This is a genomic window from Balneolales bacterium ANBcel1 (assembly GCA_029688905.1).
Classification (GTDB): Bacteria; Bacteroidota; Rhodothermia; order Balneolales; family Natronogracilivirgulaceae; genus SLLW01.
Genome location: JARULB010000008.1, coordinates 140,989 through 162,134, shown reverse-complemented (window position 1 = coordinate 162,134; position 21,146 = coordinate 140,989). Strand labels below are relative to the sequence as shown.

Genomic DNA, 21,146 nt, shown 5'->3' with positions numbered 1-21,146 from the left:
TTTCTTCCGGCCAGCCTGATGCGTCCGGGATACATTTATGGAAATCACTATAAATAAAGACACATAAGCGAGAAAAACAAACGACATATGAAGCATATTTTGATCATGGGCAGCGGTGCTGTCGGCGGTTTTTACGGCGCGCACCTGGCACGGATGGAGAAGCACGAGGTAACGTTTGTCGCGCGTGGGGACCATCTGCATGCACTGCAGCAGAATGGGATCGAAATTACCGGGCTTACAGCGTTTCGGGTGGATGGAATCGCGGCCGTCAGGGATCCCTCGGATGCCGGAGCCCCACCGGATCTGGTAGTTATATGTGTTAAAACGTTTGATACCCGTGAGGCTATTGAGCAGCTGCGTCCGGTCATTGGTCGTCACACACAGGTACTAACGCTTCAAAACGGTCTGGAAAACTTTGAACTTTTGGTGGATGTGTTCGGCCGTGACAGGGTCATCCGCGGATTCTGCAGAATCGGTGTGGAAGTAACAGAACCAGGGGTTATTGATTACCGTGGACTGTCCCATGTCTGCTTCGGTGAGGAGAACGGAGCATCCTCAAATCGTGTGCTGCAGCTTCAGAAAAATTTTGAGCATGCCGGCATCTCCTGTGAAGTGTCCAAAGATATCCGCAAACAGGCCTGGCTCAAGTTTATCTGGAACGGGATTTTCAACATGCTCACCGGCCTTGCCAACGTCACCATCGATCGGGTCTTCATGGACGAGCACGCCTACGCGACCACCTGGAAACTGTTTTACGAAATGCAGGCGGTGGCCGGAGCTTCCGGGGTGACGGTGACCGACGAAGATGGCTCCGAAATTATTGACGGGGCCGAGGAACTGGGAGCGTTCCGGACCTCTACCTTCCAGGATCGTCAGCGCGGAAAGCCGCTGGAATATGAAGCTTTTTGCGGTTATCTGGTCAGAAAGGCGGATGCCTTCAAGCTGCCGGTTCCGGCAAACCGGACGCTGCTGGCACTGTACAGAATGCTGCCGGAATCCACGGGAACCCGCGGCTGAACCGGCTCTGTTGTTGAAGTACTGCAGTATGCACTTAAGAAAATGAGGACCCTTATGATACTTGGCATTATTTCCGACACCCATGACCATGTGAAGAATATTACCAGGGCGGTTTCGCTGTTCCGCAACCGGGAAGCGGGAAGAATCCTGCATGCCGGTGATTTCTGCAGCCCGTTTACAGTCCCGCTCTTCAAGGGATATGAGATGGATGCCGTTTTGGGTAATAATGACGGAGACCACTACCGGCTGATCGGCAAGTTCCGGGAGAACAACATCCGGTTGCACAATGAGTTCTTCGAGACGGAAATTGACGGTTGCCGTATCGCACTTTATCACGGGACCCAGCCGGCGATAACCGCAGCCCTGACCCGATGCGGTTCGTATGATCTGGTTGTGAGCGGCCATACACACCAGGTGGTCGACGAAATGGTGGGCGAAACACGGCTGCTGAATCCGGGCTCCGCACATGGCTTCGAGGCAGTTGCCACGGTCGCCCTTTTCAATACGATATCCCGCGAAGCGGAAATACTGACGCTGTAATCTCCGAAGTGATCGTGCTTCGGATCCTTCTTTGTGCCGGCAAGTCGCGCCATGGTCGGCACCCGAGCCCGCAGTGTTTGGCCAGGGAGTTAGCCGCTGCAGGATGTTGCCCGCTGTTCTAATAGCATCTCGGATAGCCGGGCGAGAGGAGGTGTTTCAGGTGGCAGCCGGTTAATGCGCTATAAAAATGAGATCACCGCTTCGGTGAACACTTTGGTATTGCCTTTGCCTCCAAGGTCACCGGTAACGACATTTGGGTCGGGTAGTGCCTTAAAGAGGGCCCGGCGTATTTTTTCAGCGCCGTCAAACTCACCGATGTGCTCCAACAGCATGAGCGCCGAGAGCAGCAGAGCTGTGGGGTTGGCCTTACCCTGTCCCGCAATGTCCGGTGCGGATCCATGCACAGCCTCGAAAATGGCATGTTTGTCGCCCATGTTCGCCGATCCGGTGACACCGAGTCCGCCAACCAGTCCGGATGCCAGATCCGACAAAATATCCCCGAACAGATTCGTAGTGACAATCACATCAAAAATTTCGGGCCTCAGCACCATCTGCATGGCGGTGTTGTCCACGATCATATCGTTGAATACGATGTCCGGGTATTCTTTTGATATCTCCTGACCCACTTTCAGAAACAGCCCGCTGGTGTATTTCATGATGTTGGCCTTGTGGATCAGCGCGACACGTGTGCGCTCATGCTTTACGGCGTAGTCAAATGCGGCCCGGATGATCCGCTCACTGGCGGAACGTGTGACGACCGCCACCGATTCGGCATGATCCACACTGTCTCCCACATATCTCTCGATTCCGGAATACATCCCCTGGGTGTTTTCCCGAAATGTGACCAGGTCGACATTCCCGAAACGGGTAGGTACCCCCGGCAGTGTTTTTGCCGGACGGATATTGCTGTAGAGATCAAATTTCTGACGCAGCGCGACATTGACCGATCGGAACCCGCTCCCCACCGGGGTGGTAAGTGGGCCTTTCAGTGCCACTTTGTGCTTGTCGATCAGGTCAACCGTTTCGTCAGGCAGGGGATTTCCCTCTTCTTCGAACGCTTTCATCCCCGCACTGGCGGGAATCCAGTTGATATTGGTAATACCGGCGGCTTCAAAAATACGCAAGACCGACCGCGAAATCTCCGGGCCGATACCGTCTCCTTCTATAAGTACAATATTGTGCATATGTGGGGGATGAAGTGAAAAGGTTGGTTTCAAACGAATTACATGAAAGGTAACAGGTTTTTACGAATATTTGTTCACGGCAACGGCAACGGCAACGGTGGGCGGGCAAGGCCTACCCATGAACACTGACCTCTATCTGAGTGGGTTTTTGATGCCGGCTGAGGTGGGGCAACGCTGGCCCAAGGCTTTTTAAAGTCGCCGCCCGGCTAACCATGTCAGTGAAGTGACTCACCGGACAGGCACGGCCGAGCCCGGAACGCTCACTGTCGGAGCTTGTTGTAATAGGTAAGAGCACAAACAATATATCATCAAAATTGTGGGAGTATATTATGACTCGTATAACAGCATTCAGAAATCTGATGATAATCGGCGTATCGGTGGTACTTGTTTCAGGAATTGGGACACAGGCACGCGCACAGATGGAGACGGGCGAAAATATTGTCGAGTCGATTGGCCAGTTCGGACAAATTCAGTATTTTCACACCCTCCTGGAGGATACCGGGTTGGTTGAAAAGCTGGAAGGCGATGAGTCCTACACAGTTCTGGCGCCTACCAACCAGGCGTTTCAGGAAGTCCCATCGGAAGTGATGGAGGAGCTTGTCGGAGACGTGGACAAAATGCGGGAACTTATTCGTGCCCATATTTTCCCCGGAGCTGTTCAGGCCGGTGATTTGGCCGGACTTGACGAGCTCACATCCGTGCAGGGTGCCGAGTACGAGGTAGTACATGGAGAGCAGGGCATTTCGGTTGGAGGGGTGATGATGGTCGCGGCTGATATCATCGCCACCAACGGAGTGGTTCACGCAACAGACGCGGTGATTCTCCCCTGATATCTGATACCGGCAAGACAGCCATTTCCGCCAGATCGGATGATCGTCTGCCGCGTTCGGCGGCAGCGGTTTGTCGTTTGATTACTGAAATCACTGACCGGGTACAGACCCGACCGGCATCCGGCGTTATTTCGAAATAGCGGGCTCCTTTTTTGTACGCTGGACCACCACTACGGTCATGTCGTCGCCAACAGCCGTGCCGGCAGTGAATCTGGTGATGGAGTGGTTCAGCGTTTCTATCAGCGAATCTGGTGCAATCTGACCGGCATTTTCGATCTCGGTAATCAGCCGGTCTTCACCAAACATTTCTCCTCCCGGGCTGGTTGCTTCGGGGAAACCGTCCGTGTAGAAAATCAGGGTGTCGCCGGGGTCAAGGGTCAATTCCATTTCGGTGAGCATATCCTTGAACTTCGGGGTGTCCGTCAGGCCGATGGCCAGTCCGTCCGAACGAAGTATGGAGGCCTTGCCGTTTTCGGCATTCACCAGAATGGCAGGGTTATGGCCGGCCCTCGCATAGGTCACTTTTCCGGACCGGTTATCGATCAGACCATAACAGACCGAGATAAAGCTTCCGCGCCTTGCGTTGGCATAGAATAGTTGGTTAAGGCGTGTGAGCAGTGGCTTCGGCTGCGGCATTTCTTTCACCAGGCTGTGGAAGATGCCCTTCACCATGGTCATGTAAAAGGCTGCCTGAATACCCTTGCCGCTTACATCCCCGATGACGAAGGCCGTCCGGTGATCATCAAGCGGAATCACATCATAATAATCCCCCCCGACATCGAACGCCGCATGGCAGTTGGCTGCGATTTCAAAGCCATCCAGTCTGGGGAGGTTCACAGGCAGAAAGGATTGATGGACATGATGGGCAATTTCAAGTTCCCGCTGAACCCGTTGTTCCCGGGCGATTTCACTGATATACCGGGGGGTGAGTTCCGGAATGTGCTCCTGATCGTTTCCATAGAAAACAATATACAGGCCTGTGATTCCGGTCAGCCCCATAAGCAGGAACACGGACAAACTCAGTGGACCATCGGGCGAGCCGGAGACCAGCCAGCCTTCGGCTGTAATCCAGACCGTTACAAAGAAAAAGATGGATACAAAAAGGGTCAGCAGGTCATGTTTCAGGAATACCCGGGTAACGGCAAGCCCCGGGAAAAAGCCAAATAAGAAGATACTCAGCTGGTTGGCAGATTCGATATGGAGGGAGGAGATCAGAGAAAAGAGGATTCCACCGACCAGCAAAAGCAGTAGTTGGTGATCTTTTATGATAGCTGTCCAGGAAATCAGGTTGGAATAGAGTCCGGCCGATATCAGAAACATCCAGAACATGCCGACCACTAATACCTGCCAGTAGGAGATCAAGTAGGTTTCTGAGTAGAAAAACTGGTCGCCCAGAGGGTTGAAGTAGCTGCTGTCGAACAGGTAATAGCAAACAGAGACAATGCCCAGGTACATCATGGAGGCCAGAACACCCGTAACTATGGATCGCCCGACATTTTTTTCACGAAAGTAGCCCAGCCTCAACATGGTTAGCGTACTGAGCTTTTCCGGCCAGATCTCCCTGGTGAGCGATTCACCCAGCGCCGAAAGTACGAAGACCAGAATACCGGCAATACCGGCCAGCAGAATAGAAATCGTAGCCATCATTATAACTTGAAGAATCTGGATATCGATCTGTTCGAAGGCACTGACCTGAAACAGGGTATGGGCGATGAAAAGCAGACTGATACCAAAAGCGGTCACCCCATAAATGGTGGATGATCTCAGATCGATCAGACGCTGAAACAGACGACGGAAAAAGAGGCTGATGAGCAGGAACACACCGAAAACATAGACAATAATCCTGGATACCGACAGTGCTTCGCCCGACTCCGGTTTTTCGCTTTCCGGGATTGTGGTGTACTGATTCATTCCGAGCAGGCGGCCCTCTTCTGACAGCGCCAGGTCAACTTGTGTGCGATGGCCGAAGATATCGGCTTCCGGCCGCAAACGGACGGTTGTGGTTTGACTGTTGAAGATCTCGGAAAGGAAGACCGAGTCCATTCGCATGGCATGATTGTCCCAAACGGAGTGTTTTACAGATGTTCGTAGGATGGCATGGGATTTTGTTTCACTGAGTTGTTCGCCGGTTGTAAAGACGTCGCCAACCGATGGCTTTGTTTCCGGGATTGAGGCTGTTTTCGCTTCCAGGGCAAGCGCATCGGCTATCTCAAATTCCAATAGCGCACCGTCCGTACTGTGTCGGGTTTTGAAATAGACGATGCCGACGGGTTGTTTGTAGTTGGAGGAGGAGATGCTCAGCTCATCCGGCCTGTCCGTGTCATCGGTTTTGATCCATACCACCTGCCAATAATAACTGGGGATAAATCTCAGAAAACCATTTTTGATGAAATCGTTGAAGCGGTTTTTGCCGAAATGTGCAATCTGTTTTCGAATGAGTTCGTTATTGGACTGGAAAGTGGCAAAAGACTCCAGGTTCTCCAATTGATAGCCGGAATGTTCCAGAAACAGCCGGGATGTTTCCTTTACCTCTTCTGTGTCTGACAGTCGGGACAGAAAAGACGGGGGGTGGGTTTGGGGCATCAGGAACAGAAACAGAACCATTCCGATCAAACCGGCGGGGTACAGCCACTCGTAATTTCGTACAACAGGTATCAATGGTATGGTGTTAGGTTTCCGGTTGCTAAAAATAGATAAATACGGTATAAGGTGGAAGCGGCATTCCCCGGGGATTGATCGCAGAATACGTTACGATGCATTGGATTATCTTGTTTCACCACCGGTTTGTTGATCTTGGTGAAATGAGCGTATATTGACCTGGTGACCGTGCCGAGTTGCCGTTTTATTGCTTTGGAATGATAATCAGAATAGATGCTGGATCGAGAAAAAATTCTTGTCGTTGAGCAGGTTGAGGAGGATGCTCAAAAAATTTGCCGTGGATTGGCAGAAAAGGGATACGAGGTTTTGGGACCGACAGCAGATTTTGAACAAGCTGTCTCAATCGCCAGGGAGCAGGAACCGGGCCTCATTTTGATTAACCTGCATCTGGGAAGTGAACGCGGGGGTATTGAAGTGGTCCGGGAAATCCAGGTCCGGCAGGATATTCCTGTTATTTACATTTCTGTGCCCATTGACAAAAAAACGTGCGATGAGGCCAAAGAGAGCAGACCCTACGGGTATATTACCAAGCCATTTGAAATACAGGAACTGTATAGCAGTATCGAGGTAGCTCTGTTCAAGCATAAAAATGAACGGGAGACGGTTCGAGCCAAAAACATTCTTTCTGCGACTCTTCAAAGTATTGGTGAAGCAGTGGTTACGACCGACTCCGACTTGATGGTTACCTATGCCAATCCCATGGCCGCCTCCCTGTTCGGTGTGCCGGAAGGTGGGCTGAATGGCAGGAATATTGAATCACTCTGTTCATTTTTCCAGGGCCGGGAGCTGGATGAACTGCAACTTTCGGTTCAGGAGATTTCACATTCCGGGTCACGGAGGTTTTTACCGGATGAGGTATACGTGAAAAATATTAAAGGGGAAATGATTCCTGTTAGCGGGTCGTTTTCGCCGATAGCGGATGAAAATCGGGAGCCGGCAGGTGTTGTTTTAGTACTTCAGGACAAGACGCGACAGCATCGGGAAGAGGGGGCCGCCAGGTTGCGGGATCGTCTTGAAAAGGCCGGTAATGAAATCCGGTCACTGCTAATCCGCGATGAGCTGCCGGATTTTATCTCCATCCTTGGGATTTTGGCAAGAGCATTGAATGCCGATAGGGCGTATATCGGCCTGTACTCTCCAGGCAAGTCACTCAAGCAGAGTCAACTGGATACGATTGAGTGGGTCAGAAGCGATTCGAAGGAGGTGTTTCCACCGCTAAATGCCGCATCAAATACCTTCGGAAGCTGGTGGCATCAGGGTCTTTATGACGGCAAGATACTTTTTTTCGGTGACGTCGGGAAAATGCCGGAAGCGGCACAACCGGAGAAGGGATATTTCAAGCGTCAGGGTGTCAAGTCGCTTGCAGTTATACCGTTCCGGTCAGAAGAAACCAGATGCTACGGATTTATCGGCGTTGACTGGATTGCCGGGCAATACCGGATCAGTGAGCCCGAGACAAGCATGCTGGAAATGATGTCGGAGTTTATTACTTCGAATATGGTTCGTGTTCGGGCCGAAGAAAAACTGCGTGACAGTGAAAGCCGGTTCCGGACTCTGATTCAGCGCAGTTCCGATATCACAACGGTACTGGATGAGAACAGACGTTTTGTTTTTCTGAGCCCTTCGGTTCAAAAAATCATGGGATATGAGCCCGGCGAACTGCTGGGGAAAGATGTTTTTGACTTCGTTCATGAGGAGGACAAGGCTCATCTGCTGGGAGTTTTCAACAAGCTGCTGAAGAATCCATCCGACGATCTGGTGGTTGAATCTCGCTTCCGACACAAAAAAGGGCACTGGATTTTTCTGGAATCCATGGGAAGCAACCTGGTTGAGAATCCGGCAATTCACGGCATTGTAGTCAATTCCAGGGATGTTACGGATCGCAAGCGCGTGGAGTCGGAACTGATTCGGGCAAGGGACGCCGCCGAGGAGATGAATCGCGTGAAAACAGCCATGCTGGCCAATATGAGTCATGAAATGCGGACACCGCTCACCGGAGTGCTGGGTTTTGCCAGTATCCTTGAATCGGACCTTCCCGCAGGGGATGCACGGGAAATGGCTACAAGGATTCATACGAGCGGGCGTCGATTGCTGGAGACGATTGAGTCGATCCTGGATCTGGCCAAACTGGAATCCGAAAAACTGGATATTCAGCTTGAGGAGGTCAATATCATAGATGAAGTCAGGCGGGCCATGGAGGCGCATAATCGTTTCGCCCGTCAGAAGGGGCTGGACTTTGAATTTCGGTCAGATTTCGATGAACTCTATATTGAGATTGATCGGCAGCTGTTCAGCCGGGTAATGTACAACCTGTTTTCGAATGCCTTCAAGTACACGGATGAGGGAGAAATATCCGTCCAGGTCTCGCAGTTCAAGAAACGGAATCAGAAGTGGGTTCAGATCGATGTGCAGGACACGGGGATTGGCATCTCCCAGGAATTTCTGCCACGTGTTTTTGATGAGTTTCAACAGGAGAGTACCGGTCTTTCCCGCAAATTTGAGGGAAGCGGCCTGGGCCTGACCATCACAAGGAGGCTGGTCGAAATTATGGGCGGGGTAATTATGGCCAACAGCAAAAAGGGCGAAGGATCCATCTTTACCGTCCAGCTGCCACTAAAGGAGGATGTCCAGTATGCTCCGTCGACTCCTGCGAGCGAGGCCGTCGACCGACTGCGAGAACCATCCGACAAGCCTCAGGTTCTGGTGGTTGAAGATGATTTCGACAGCTCGGTTATCGTCAAATTCTATCTGGGAAAGGAGTACCAGGTCAAAACGGTGGAGTCCGGGGAAAAGGCACTGGAAGTGATGAGCTCCAACCACTTCCATCTGATTATTCTGGATATCAGCCTGGGTGCCGGTATGGATGGCGTGGCTACCCTCAAAGCTATCCGGGCCAACCCCCACTGGGCGGATATCCCCGTGGTGGCATTAACGGCGCATGCGCTTGGCGGCGATGCCGAGTATTATCTGAAACAAGGGTTTACAGAATATCTGGCCAAGCCGTTCAAAAAGCTGGAGCTGCTGAAAGTGGTGCAAAAGCACATCTGACCGTCCGGAATCTCTGTGTCAGCTGAAAAGCTGCTGAAAATTTGCGGGATCTACATAGTGACACCCAGCACGACACTGGCTATGCTGAAATAGATAAGCAGTCCGGCAGCATCCACAATGGTGGTGATCAGCGGGCTGCTTGCAACAGCGGGGTCGATGTTGAAGCGGGTAAGCAAGAATGGGAGGATTGTTCCGATAATATTGGCTACCAGGACAATAAGCACCATGGAAAGTCCTACGACCAGGCCGATTTCGGCTCCGCCGCGATAAATACCCAGAGCCCAGCTCGCCAGACCCATGGCCAGGCCAAGCGTGATTCCAACAAGCACCTCCTTGCCGACGGTTCGCAGCCACTCGCGCAGTTGAATATCGCCGATCGCGATCGCCCGCACCATCAGGGTAGCGGACTGCGCCCCCGCATTTCCGCCACTGTCAATGAGCAGCGGGATGAAAAAAGCCAGGGCCAGGGCAGAAGCAAGCACCTCTTCAAAAGCTTCAATCACACCCGAGGAAACCAGGTTCACAAAGACAAGGATAACCAGCCAGGAAATCCTCTTGCTGAACAGGGAGAAAATGGTGGCTTCGCGGTAGCTTGTACGCAACGGTGCAACAGCAGCCCCCTTGTGAAAGTCTTCCGTAGCCTCTTCTTCCGCGACATCGATAAGGTCGTCAATGGTTACGATTCCAAGCAGAATACCGTCCGAGTCGAGCACGGGCAGAACCGTTTTGTCGTATTTCTGGACCATTTGAACCGCCTCTTCGCGGTCTGCAAATGCCGAAACCGAGACAAAAGTGTCGTCCATGATATCTTCGACCTTTTTTTCGGGGTCAGACAGGATAAAAAGCTGGAGCTCCAGCGCATCCAGCAGTTTCCAGGCAGGGTCGGTTACATAGATGACGTTGATGGTCTCACTTTGCCGGCCCATCTTCCGGATGTGGTCAAGCGCCTGCCCAATCGTCCAGTGAGGCCTGACCGCCAGATAGTCCGGGGTCATCAGCCTTCCGGCACTCTCTTCAGGGTATCCCAGCAAGTAGCGCGCCTCCTTGAGGTCCTGGGGACTGAGAAGATTCAGCAATTGTTGTGTCGCCTGCCCAGGCAGTTCGTCCAGCAGCGCCGTCCTGTCATCCGGAGCCAGGTTGGAAAGCAGTTGCCGGGTCTCTTCGTCGGTCATTTCCAGCAACAGGGCACTCTGCTGCTCCGGTTCAAAGTGGGCAAATGTATCGGCACTCAACTCCCTGGGGAGAATCCGAAAGAAAACTACCCGGTCAGACTTGTCGAGGCTGAGCAACAAATCTGCAATTTCGGCTGCAGGCCAATCTTCAACCGATTCCCTGAGTTCGGACCACTTCTGCTTCATTATTAACTCTGAGATTTCCGGTTTGATGAGCTCTTTGTTGATCATGGGAGTTTCTCAATGTTAGGGTTCGGAAGCCGGGGCCCCCTGGCAGCGGCAAAATCACGATTTCAGGGTATCGTGTGTCTGTGCAGGCCATCTGGAATCTGCGTCGGCTACGCAGTGAATGAACAGCTTAAAAATAAGAAAAGAGGCGGGATAGTAAACAGAAAAATGGACGTGGCGCCTACAAAATCCGGTTCAAAAGGCCTCTTGGCATCAGCGACAGCAGCCAGGCGATCAGACGCCACCGGCGGGAGACGTAGCTGACTGACCGTTTTTTCTCAATGTCATCCACGATCTGGGCGGAGGCCTTTTCCACCCCCGCCACCCAGAACATCCGCTTGTTCTCGCGGGTCATGGGGGTAAGCACATATCCCGGCAGTACATCGGTGACCACGATGTTTTCATTTCGCCTCTTTATGCGCAGCCGTATGCTGTCCAGGTAATTGGAGACGAAGGCTTTGGAGGCATTGTACGCCGAGCCGTTCGGGTGGGGCAGCAGGGAGGCAATGGAAGAGATGCCGACAATGTGGCCGTGCCCCTGCTTTTGAAAAATCCGGTACGCCTCATGCAGCATCCCGGCAAAACCAAGCACATTTATCCGGATGAGCTCTTCAGCAGCCTGGCGCTCCATTCTGGAGGAACTGCCGGAAACTCCGGCGTTGATGATGATCAGGTCAATGCCGCCCATCTTCCGAACCAGCTTGCGGATAACCTGAATGGAGGCCTCAATATCAACGACATCCATATATTCGAAGTGCGACGGAGTTGCCAGCTTTGGTTTCAGCTCCTGCTCCATCAGCGCCAGGCGGCGCGCGGTGAGGCCCAGTGTGTATCCACGGGCGGAAAGGTCAATGGCAATTTGAGCTCCGATACCGGAACTGGCTCCAATAATGATGGCTTTTTTTGAGGAAGGTGTTTCAGATTTCAATGCTGCGTTGCTCAGGCCTGATGGGGAAGGTTGGTTTCGCGTATGGATGGAAGGTATCGCTCTGCAAGAAGAAACACTCCGAAGAAGACGGCACTGTAAAACAGAGTGCTGAAAATCATGTAGTGGAAGAACGGTATGGCGGCAATATAAGCTGCGGCAAGACCTTCCCAGGTTTTGGGATACATGGAGCCGGTGAACCATACCCCGAAATTGGTTATGATGAAAAAGGTTACAGCACCCGCCATGCCACCTCCGGCCACATAGCCGATGGATACGCGGGAGCGGATGGCACGCCCGAACCAGACCATGATTGCGAAAGAGCCGTAGACAAACAGTATGGTATTGTGCCATCCGAGGAACAGATCGGTGATGAGCATCACACATATCGGAGCCGCAAAAGCCCAGAAACGGTCACGGAAGAAAACACCGGAAAACAGTGCAAGCGCCGCTACAGGGGTGAAGTTGGGGGGATGAGGGAAAAAACGCAAGGCAATAGCCGCGACGATCAGGATGGAAAGCGCAACGACTCGATACTTGTTCATAAGGGGTTCTGTTTGTGGTGAACGGCCGGTATTTGTTTCCGGTGTTGCCGGCGGAGGATGTTCTGGAAAACGGTCCTGATTCCCGGTCGGCAGACTTTGTACATGGACATCAAACAACAAAAAATAATCATTAATGATACCAGAAAAAAAAGAATATCCGCCATGAGGGAATCGCCCCGTGCTGCCAATACACATTCTTTGTTATGAAACTGTGGAGTCATTGTACCCGGAAACGCCCGGCCCGGAGTGGGCGTCTCCCGTTTCATGATCACGGGTAGCCGAAAGTGTTGGTGGCCTTGAAAGCGGACTCCGTGGGGTCCCAGTATATGACAATGTCGTCGCTGGCCCCGTGTCCCTGTTCATCCAGCATCACGATTTCAATCAGTTGCACCGGATAATCGTAGAGTGCATCGTGAACGTATTCCTCCATCACCAGGGCATAGCCGTAATCCGCAGGCACCTGATCAATGAGCCGCGCACCGAGTTCATCCCGGATTTCATCCGGACTGATAACCAGCACCGGGTGCAGCGCCCGGCGTCGTTCCTCATAAACGGCAAGATATTGAAACGTGTGCGTAAACCCGAGCTCTGCGAGTTCAGGATCCAGTTCGGGTACACTGTTGTTTGTGGATACTACAACATAATTTCCGGATGTGTTGGCGGTGATATCCTCGTCCAGTATCAGCAGACGAAATGGCGCGGGCAATTTCCGGTTGATGGCCTCTATATCAAGATGTTCTTCCCGATACAGCCTGGTTATGATATGGATAACCGGCTCACCGTCATGCATGAATGCGGCTTCAGGTTCCAGACCGTCTGCATGTCTGAGAGGTGCACTGCGCTCTGATATCAGTTGATAGCCCAGCCAGCCTGCGGCGAAAAGTAACAGGATCAAAACGATCCGGTAGATCATCGGTCGCTTAGTTTTCTTCTTTGGCTTGCTCATTTTCGAGATAATTGTAATGCGTTAGGGGTAATAGCGTTAGCACGTCTGTAGTAAAAGGGAAAGGTAAGTTTTTTTGCTACAGCAGCCCATGATCTATCTTACAAAAAATCCTGGTATGTTGAGAGAATGATTATCCGTATTTCGTGCAGTACAACGTTCGAAAACTTCTGGATTCCCCGTTAAGGAATGAAAATTAGCCATTTTTGGAAAATAATTTTATGTTGAGTGAGTTGTATAGTTTTAATCATTACAAATAAAAATACCGAGGAGTATATGACTTTTACTTGGATGGCCCGGTCGATGGCGGCCTTGCTTTTTGTCTTTTTTGCGATACCGGCTCAGGCACAATTTGATCAGGCACCACAACCGCAGCAAGCACCCGATGTTTCTGACGAGGATTTGCAGACATTTGTTGATGCATCCATTTTGGCTCAGCAGATCCAGACCGAAGCGCAGATGGAGATGATCGCCATTGTTGAAGAGGAAGGCCTTGATGTGCAGACGTATAACGAAATTCTTCAGGGAATGCAGCGGGGAGAGGATCCCGAAGAGCTGGAAATAAGCTCCGATAACGTCGAAAAATTTGAAAAGGCCTCGGAGCTGATCGGTGAGATTGAACAGCAGATGGAAGTCGAACTTATCGCTGCGATCGAAGATGAAGGGCTTAGCCTGGACCGCTACCAGGAGATTTTTGCAGCCGTTCAGACCAACCCGGAACTGCAGCAAAAAATGCAGCAAATGATTCAGGAAGCCCAGATGCAACAGGGCGGCCAGCCCGGCGGGTTCTAAACTGGTCCGGAAAGGCAGTAACCTGAAAAGATTTTTCAGATAACTTTCAGCCCGTGCGCCTGCATGCGTCCGGGCTTTTTTTATTTCGCGGGGCTGGTCCATGGAGATGAAGCCACCCGAAAGCGCCATGGCAAACGGGCATCCTCTCCGGCATAACCGATGCCGACCCTGGGGGTGGCCAGTATCTCGTCCTGACCAGGCTTTTCCCCGTCAACAGGGTGGGTAAGCCAGATGTTTTCACCGGTAACCGGAATTCCGTTGTGCTCCCTGGTGATGCCAAGCGCCTGACTGACCAGCCCCGGGCCACCTGCCGTATTACGCTTCAGCCGGTCGTGTCCGCGGCGCGCCAGAATGGTTTCGATACCCTCGCAGGGAGCTACCGCACGAATAAGCACGGCATGAGGGATCCCGGCCGGACCCGTAATGATATTGAACAGCGTATGGATCCCGTAGCAAAGATAGGTGTAGGCAATACCACCCTGTGAATAAAAGATGCGGGTTCGGGGAGTTTTTTTTCCGCCAAATGCATGCGATGCCCGATCGGTAAGGCCGTCGTACGCTTCGGTCTCGACAATGACGCCTGCCGTTGTCGCCGTTCCTGTGGCGGTCCACAGACGGTAACCCAGAAGCTGACGGGCAACTGCGGTGACGTCATCGCCCTGGAAGAAATCGGGTGTAACTCTGGTAAACATAGGACTGCTGTTTATGATGTGCGCTGCAATCGCAGCGCTTGGCGGGTCTTCCCGTACCGGGCGCCGTCTTTTCATTCTGAATTTATCCGATGCTGATTTATCTTGTCAGGCAGTTACTCTATTTTGAAGGTTCCGATAAATGTGGATTCACCCCGCCAGACGGATGCCACTTCCGGTTCCTGCCGGCAGGCCGGGCGATTACCCGTCCATCGGTAAAACTTACTCAGCAGTTGGAAAAGATCAAAACAGCGTGGATTTGTGGCCGGATCTGATATAAAAAAGAGCAGTGACAAACGCAGGGAGAAAACTCCTCTCATGAGACAATATCATGAGATTAAGGAGCAGTATCCCGGGACATTGCTGCTGTTTCGGGTGGGGGATTTCTACGAGACATTTTCCGAGGATGCGGTCACTATCAGCCGGGAGCTCGGCATAACGCTAACACGCCGGAACAATGCCGGCGATCAGACACCGCTTGCCGGCTTTCCCTATCATGCCCTGGACAGCTACCTGCCCAGGCTGGTCAAGAAGGGGCATCGGGTGGCGGTATGCGATCAGGCCGAGGATCCGGCCCAGGCAAAGGCGGCCGGCCGCAAGCTGGTCAATCGTGAAATTTCAGAGATCGTTACCCCTGGGGTCACTCTTTCCGACAAGGTGCTCGAGCGAAACCGGAACAACTACATCGCTTCCCTGCACGCCGCCGGAGAGCGATACGGAGTTGCTTTCGCCGATATTTCAACCGGAGAGTTTGCCGTTACCGAAGTCTCGGCCGACGAACTTGCCGAAGTGCTGGCGTCGATCTCCCCTTCTGAAATTCTGCTGTCGAAGAGGGCGAAAGCATCGATGCCCGAGTCGCTTGGCGGATATACTACCACCTGGATGGAGGAGTGGATCTACGAAGGGAAGTACGGGTATGATGTGCTGCTGGAACACTTCCGGACTCACTCGCTGAAAGGCTTCGGTGTCGAAGAGCTGGAGGCCGCGCATGTGGCGGCCGGAGCGCTGCTCCATTATGTACGTGAAAACCAGAAGGCGTCACTGGGTCACCTCCGTTCCATGTATGCATTCGAGAACTCCGGCTACATGATGCTGGATCCTTCCACCAAACGGAACCTCGAGCTTATGACCAGCCTCCAGCAGGGTGGCAAGGAGGGAACCCTCATCTCCATTCTGGATGAGACCGGTACGCCCATGGGAAGCAGGATGCTGCGAAAATGGCTCATGAGGCCGCTCAAACAGCTGGAGGAGATCCGCAACCGGATACAGGCCGTCGAAGTGCTCCATATCCGCCACGATCTGCGGCGTCGTCTCCATGAGATCCTCAGGGAAATAGGCGACCTGGAACGGCTCGTTTCCCGAATTTGTGTGAAACGCGCCAATGCGCGGGAATTGAAGCAACTGCAGGACTCGCTTTCGCGGATCCCGGAGATAAAGGAAGCGCTCGGAGAACTGGAGGAACCGCTGCTTGTGCAAATCCGCGATCAGCTGGAGCATCTGGGAGAGCTTCAGGACCGGATTGATGCCGCCCTGGTGGATGATCCACCGGCCGGACTCCGGGATGGTGGCTTCATCCGCGAGGGCTATTCACCGGAACTGGATGAAATCCGCGATATCGCCCGCAACGGCAAAGAGTATGTTGCCCGAATTCAGAAAGAGCTGGTGGAGAGCACCGGCATCCCCTCGCTGAAACTGGGGTACAACAAGGTGTTCGGGTATTATATTGAAGTCACCAACGCCCACAAGGAGAAGGTGCCGGAAGAATTTATCCGGAAGCAGACTCTGGTTAATGCCGAACGGTACATCACCCCGGAACTCAAGGAGGTTGAGGAGAAAATCCTTTCTTCGGAGGAGCGCAGCCAGACTCTCGAACAGGAGCTGTTTCAGGAGCTGTTGGAGTATGTCGCCGGGCATGCGGGTCCTGTTCAGCAGAATGCCGATGCCCTGGCCCGGATCGACTGTCTGCAGAGCCTGGCCGAGGTCGCCTACCGCTACAATTACGTAAAACCGAAGGTGAACGGCGGATCGGCCATAACGATCAGGGGCGGACGCCATCCGGTGGTGGAGCGCTCGCTTCCCCGGGGCGAACCCTTCATCCCGAACGACATCACCCTTGACACCGAAAAACAGCAAATTCTGATGATTACCGGTCCGAATATGGCCGGAAAGAGCATTATTCTCAGGCAGACCGGTTTGATCGTGCTTCTGGCGCAGGTGGGTTCGTTCGTGCCGGCAAAAGAGGCGGAAATTGGTTTGGTGGACAAGATCTTTACCAGGGTGGGGGCGTCCGACAATCTTGCCGCCGGGGAGAGTACGTTTCTGGTGGAGATGAACGAGGCTGCCAACATCCTGAACAATGCCAGTCCGAGATCCCTGATTCTGCTGGATGAAATCGGTCGCGGTACCAGTACTTTCGACGGATTGAGCATTGCCTGGTCACTGGCCGAATATTTGCACAACCAGCCGTCGGTGGCGGCTCGAACCCTTTTCGCGACCCATTATCATGAGCTGAACGAGCTCGAGGAGTTGTACGAACGAATCGTGAACTACAACGTTCAGGTGAAAGAACACAAGGGGAAAATTATTTTTCTTCGCAAACTGGTGCGGGGCGGGGCGGATCACAGCTACGGCATTCAGGTTGCGGCAATGGCGGGACTCCCCGAGCTCCTCATCCATCGGGCGCGGGAGATACTGGGCAATCTGGAATCGCATAGCCTGGATGTTACCCGCTCCTCCGGGACCATGGAAAAGGGGGCGGCCGGGAAGAAAAAGGCGGCGCAACAGGCCGTACGCAAGATCGGGAAGCAGCCGCAAATCCCCCAGATGTCACTGTTTCAGGCCGAACTGGATCCCAATCTTGAAACCGTCAAAAACAAGCTGGAAGGCGCGGACCCCAACCGCATGACTCCGGTGGAAGCGCTGATGCTTCTGGCAGAACTCAAGCGGACGCTCGAGTCACGCGACCACTAAAGGGGAGGTCTGATCAGACGGGTGTTTCCATGCCGATTGCGGTGCGAAAGCGTCCTTTTGTTCGGGGGGTACAGGCAAATCTGGTGAATAATCTCCTGCCTATGCCTTTATGGAGGCTGTATTTCTGGGAAGCCGAAGGGTGAATTCCGCGCCTTTACCCGGCCCATCGCTGCGGGCCTCAATAGAACCCTCCATTTCCTTGACGTAGTTGGCGCAGCTGTGGAGGCCGAAACCACGGCCATAGTTCTTGGTCGAAAATCCGTGAGCGAACAGTTTGTTTTTCAGGGCAGGTTCAAAGCCGCCGCCGCTGTCCGCGATCGAGATGAAGATATGCTGATCATCCTGCCTTGTCCGGATAGTGATCAGCCGGTCTGCGGGGGCGTGGTCTTTAATGGAATCCCGGGCATTTTTGAGCAGGTTGAGCAGCACATGAATCAGCTTGCTTTTTTCAACCAAGAAATCTTCCACACGGCCGAAATCCGTAACAACCGTGATATCGTGGCGTTCAAACCCGGATTGTTGAAGCGTCAGGGTGTTTTGAATCAGTTGTTCCGGAGAGCAGCGTTCCTTTAGCCGAATAGTCGACGAGTAGTTCTGCTGAGCGGAAACGACATCAATGATGAGGTCGACTTTTTCCGATAGGCGATGTATCTGGTTTTGAAGTTCCTCCTGCTCGTTGGCAAGCGGCTGCTCAAGCTTCAGGTAATAATCGAGCAGCTCCCTGCCTTTACTGCCGTCGCGCATGAAAGCTTCTATGTTGTCCATATTATTGCGCAGCAGTTTGTTGGCTTTTTTAAGGCGGCTGAGGGAGGAGGCTTTCAGGGTGCTGTCGATCAGGGAAGCCGAAGTGTTTACGCTGTTCAGGATGTTGCCGATGTCATGTAATACGTTGGTGGCCATGTCGGCCATTCCGGCCTGATGTGCCTTTTCGGTCAATTGGTCGCGGGTGCTTTGAAGTTCAACGAGGGTTTCTTTCAGGTCGCTGGTCTGTTTGGCCACCTCTTCCTCAAGCTCCCGGTTTCGCTGTGAAATATTGTAGACACGATAGCGGTATACCCCGCCCACCAGGCCAATCAAAAAAAGGAACGAAGAGGCATAAAACCAGTATGTGCGCCAGAAAGGAGGGGTCACGGTCAGACCAATAGACGCCTCCTGTTCGCTGAGATCATGATCACTGTCGGCATGCTTTACCCGAAAGCGATACTCTCCCGGTGCCAGGTTTGTATAAGTGGCTGTTCGCTGATGGCCGACAAAGTTCCAGTTATCATCGAACCCTTCCAGTTTGTAGGCATAACGGTCATTTTTCCTGGCATCATAGTTCAGGGTGACAAACTCGAACGTGATAACCGACTGGCTGTGGGAGAGTGTGAGGTGTGGAGTGCGACTGATATGTCTTGTTAGCGGAGAGTCTTCACCGCCGATGGGTACCGGTTCGTTGAACAGCCGGAAGCCGGAGAGCTTGATGGGGGCAGTATGACCGGCAACCGACAGGCTGTCCGGATGGAACCGGTTGAATCCATTTACTCCGCCGAAGTACAGATAGCCATCACGGTCTCGCATGGCCGCTCTGGGATTGAATTCGTTGCTCTGCAGACCGTCTTCTATTCCGAAATTATCGAGTTCATAGGTCTCCGGACAAAAGCGGGTTAGTCCGTTGTTACTTGAGATCCACAAGAATCCGCTATTATCCTCCATTATGGCGTGCAGGTTGTTGTTAGGCAGCCCATCGCGTTCGGTAAAGGAGGTAACGTGATGGGTATCCCGGTCAATAAGTTTGAGTCCACCGCCCCAGGTTGCCAGCCAGAGCCTTCCGGAGGAGTCCTCGAAGATCATTTGAACCACGTTGCTGTAGTAGTTCCGGTCGGTCAGCGGATGCAGTTCAAACCGGTCATTTGTGCGGTCGAACTCCACCAGAAAACCGCCGTAGTTGCCAATCCGCATGGTGGTGTCACTGTCCTGGTGAAAATGGCGGATGTCGTTCTGGTTCAATCCGTGTGGCCTGTCGGGGTGATACGCGTAATGGGTGAATGTATCGGTTCGGGTGTCGAGAATGTTCACACCGGCGCCGTTGGTCCCGATCCACAGCAGGTCAGGGTCGGTGATATCAAAATGCAATGTGAAGATGTCGTTGTGAGCAAGGCCGTTCGGCTGGTCGGGGTCATGCCGGTAGTGGCGGAAGGTTTGTATCCGGGGATTGTACCGGCTCAGTCCGTTTCGGTAGGTTGCCATCCAGATATTGCCGTGGTGGTCTTCGGCCAGTGCCAGTATAACGTTGCCGGGAATCGATTGTTCCCGGTTCGGGTCGTGCCGGTACCTTGTGAAAGAGTTTTCCTCGGGATGGAATTGATTGATACCGCCACCATCGGTTCCAATCCAGATATTGCCGTCCCGGTCTTCCAGGAAAGATGTTACCGAGTTTATGCTCAATGAGTTGTGGCGATGGGGCTCGTGGCGATAGTGTCGGAAGGGTGGCTCTTTCAGGTCGGTGATATTTACTCCGCCGTTGTAGGTTCCGACCCACAACTTTTCGTCCCTGCTCTCATAGATGGTGTAGATACTGTTGGTATTCAGACTGAAGGGATTGTCGTCACTTTGCCGAACGTGATAGAATCGTTCGCGGTTCGGATCGAAGAGGCTCAGGCCTTCGTTTTCGGTTCCAATCCACAAATCGCCGCGGCTGTCCCTCAAAATGCGGAATATGGAGTTGTCGTTCAGGCTGAAGGGATCGTGCTGGTCACGCTGATATGAGGTAAAGTTTTCAGTCTCATGGTCGAATCTGTTCAGGCCGCCGGTCTGAGTTCCGACCCAGATGGTACCGTCATAATCCTCATAGATGGTCTGAATATGGTTGCTGCTCAGGCTGTGGGGGTCATTACTATCGGAAAGGTATGTGGTAAATCTGCTTTGACCTGCAGGCAACACGTTGAGTCCGCGGCGGGTGCCTACCCAGACGTTACCCATCCGGTCGGTCAGAAGGGCGGTCACATAGCGGTTGCTCAGTCCGCCATCATCTCCCGGAGCCGGTTGGAAATAGTCCAGGTGTTCGGTTTCCAGGTCGAGCAATGCAATGCCGTTCTCGGTCCCGATCCAAAGGTTGCCGTCAGGGCCCTCTTCCAGCGCGTAAATAGCCGTTTCCACCATCCACCGCTGGTGAGCCTCCGGGAGGTAGTCGAAATCATAGTGGATGAAATGGTCGCTGTCGCGATCATACCGGTTGAGGCCGCTTCCGCCGGTGGCAATCCAGAGGTTATTACGGCTGTCTTCGAATACGTCAGAGATCTCGTTGTAGCTTATGCTGGTCGGATCGTCGGGGTGATGCCGGTAAATCGTAATATTGTAGCCGTCGTAGCGGTTCAACCCGTCAAAAGTTCCGAACCACATGTACCCCTCGTAGTCCTGAACGATCGAGCGGACAGTACGCTGAGAGAGACCGTCTCGATCGGTCAGAAAGTGAAAGGAGATATCCTCCGGCATCGTTTGGCCGGGGGATGTGCCGGGCAGCAGGAGGCACGCGTACAGCAGTGCGAATCCGAACCCGGAACCTTTGCGAATCAGTGCACTGCACAAAGTTTCTGGAAGCATCGAAATCTGAAAAGGTATACTGT

14 protein-coding genes are annotated in these 21,146 nt (G+C 52.9%); 6 read left to right on the top strand and 8 right to left on the bottom strand.

Going from position 1 to position 21,146, the window contains the following annotated elements:
- Positions 1–87 precede the first annotated feature (87 nt).
- On the top strand, positions 88–1,017 hold the full coding sequence (locus QA596_11735; protein MDG5768134.1) for a 2-dehydropantoate 2-reductase: 930 nt from the start codon (positions 88–90) through the stop codon (positions 1,015–1,017).
- A gap of 54 nt (positions 1,018–1,071) precedes the next feature.
- Positions 1,072–1,557, top strand: coding sequence for a metallophosphoesterase (locus QA596_11730; GenBank protein ID MDG5768133.1), 486 nt, complete (start codon positions 1,072–1,074; stop codon positions 1,555–1,557).
- A gap of 179 nt (positions 1,558–1,736) precedes the next feature.
- Here QA596_11730 and QA596_11725 read toward each other — a convergent pair whose 3' ends face one another.
- Positions 1,737–2,741, bottom strand: a complete 1,005-nt coding sequence (locus tag QA596_11725; GenBank protein ID MDG5768132.1) for an isocitrate/isopropylmalate family dehydrogenase — start codon at positions 2,739–2,741, stop codon at positions 1,737–1,739.
- 329 nt (positions 2,742–3,070) lie between these two features.
- Between QA596_11725 and QA596_11720 the strand changes: the two genes are divergently transcribed.
- Positions 3,071–3,571 (top strand): fasciclin domain-containing protein, encoded by a 501-nt coding sequence (locus tag QA596_11720; GenBank protein MDG5768131.1) that lies wholly within the window; start codon positions 3,071–3,073, stop codon positions 3,569–3,571.
- 126 nt (positions 3,572–3,697) lie between these two features.
- Here the strand turns inward: QA596_11720 and QA596_11715 are convergent, their stop codons facing one another.
- Entirely contained in the window at positions 3,698–6,229 is a 2,532-nt protein-coding gene (locus QA596_11715; protein MDG5768130.1) for a PP2C family protein-serine/threonine phosphatase, read from the bottom strand.
- Between the two features lie 213 nt (positions 6,230–6,442).
- Here QA596_11715 and QA596_11710 point away from each other — a divergent pair, with 213 nt between their 5' ends.
- Complete coding sequence (locus tag QA596_11710; protein MDG5768129.1) at positions 6,443–9,277, top strand: response regulator; 2,835 nt, start codon at positions 6,443–6,445, stop codon at positions 9,275–9,277.
- Positions 9,278–9,327: 50 nt separating this feature from the next.
- Here the strand turns inward: QA596_11710 and mgtE are convergent, their stop codons facing one another.
- The 4 genes from mgtE to QA596_11690 form a co-directional block, all read right to left on the bottom strand.
- On the bottom strand, positions 9,328–10,680 hold the full coding sequence (gene mgtE / locus QA596_11705) for a magnesium transporter (protein MDG5768128.1): 1,353 nt from the start codon (positions 10,678–10,680) through the stop codon (positions 9,328–9,330).
- A gap of 178 nt (positions 10,681–10,858) precedes the next feature.
- Entirely contained in the window at positions 10,859–11,605 is a 747-nt protein-coding gene (locus QA596_11700) for an SDR family NAD(P)-dependent oxidoreductase (protein ID MDG5768127.1), read from the bottom strand.
- Positions 11,606–11,616: 11 nt separating this feature from the next.
- The gene (locus tag QA596_11695) at positions 11,617–12,147 is read right to left on the bottom strand and encodes a hypothetical protein (GenBank protein MDG5768126.1); all 531 of its coding nucleotides are present in this window, start codon (positions 12,145–12,147) and stop codon (positions 11,617–11,619) included.
- Between the two features lie 268 nt (positions 12,148–12,415).
- Positions 12,416–13,060 carry a hypothetical protein gene (locus QA596_11690; GenBank protein MDG5768125.1) on the bottom strand — a complete coding sequence of 215 codons (645 nt, stop codon included), beginning with the start codon at positions 13,058–13,060 and terminating at the stop codon, positions 12,416–12,418.
- Between the two features lie 306 nt (positions 13,061–13,366).
- On the opposite strand from QA596_11690, the gene QA596_11685 reads away from it, so the two are divergent.
- A complete protein-coding gene (locus QA596_11685) occupies positions 13,367–13,882 on the top strand; it encodes a DUF4168 domain-containing protein (protein ID MDG5768124.1) in 516 nt (171 codons plus the stop codon).
- An 80-nt stretch (positions 13,883–13,962) separates the two neighbouring features.
- Here the strand turns inward: QA596_11685 and QA596_11680 are convergent, their stop codons facing one another.
- A complete protein-coding gene (locus QA596_11680; GenBank protein ID MDG5768123.1) occupies positions 13,963–14,574 on the bottom strand; it encodes a DNA-3-methyladenine glycosylase in 612 nt (203 codons plus the stop codon).
- Positions 14,575–14,832: 258 nt separating this feature from the next.
- On the opposite strand from QA596_11680, the gene mutS reads away from it, so the two are divergent.
- The gene (gene mutS / locus QA596_11675) at positions 14,833–17,541 is read left to right on the top strand and encodes a DNA mismatch repair protein MutS (GenBank protein ID MDG5768122.1); all 2,709 of its coding nucleotides are present in this window, start codon (positions 14,833–14,835) and stop codon (positions 17,539–17,541) included.
- Between the two features lie 99 nt (positions 17,542–17,640).
- Here the strand turns inward: mutS and QA596_11670 are convergent, their stop codons facing one another.
- Complete coding sequence (locus QA596_11670; GenBank protein MDG5768121.1) at positions 17,641–21,123, bottom strand: two-component regulator propeller domain-containing protein; 3,483 nt, start codon at positions 21,121–21,123, stop codon at positions 17,641–17,643.
- Between the last annotated feature and the right edge of the window lie 23 nt (positions 21,124–21,146).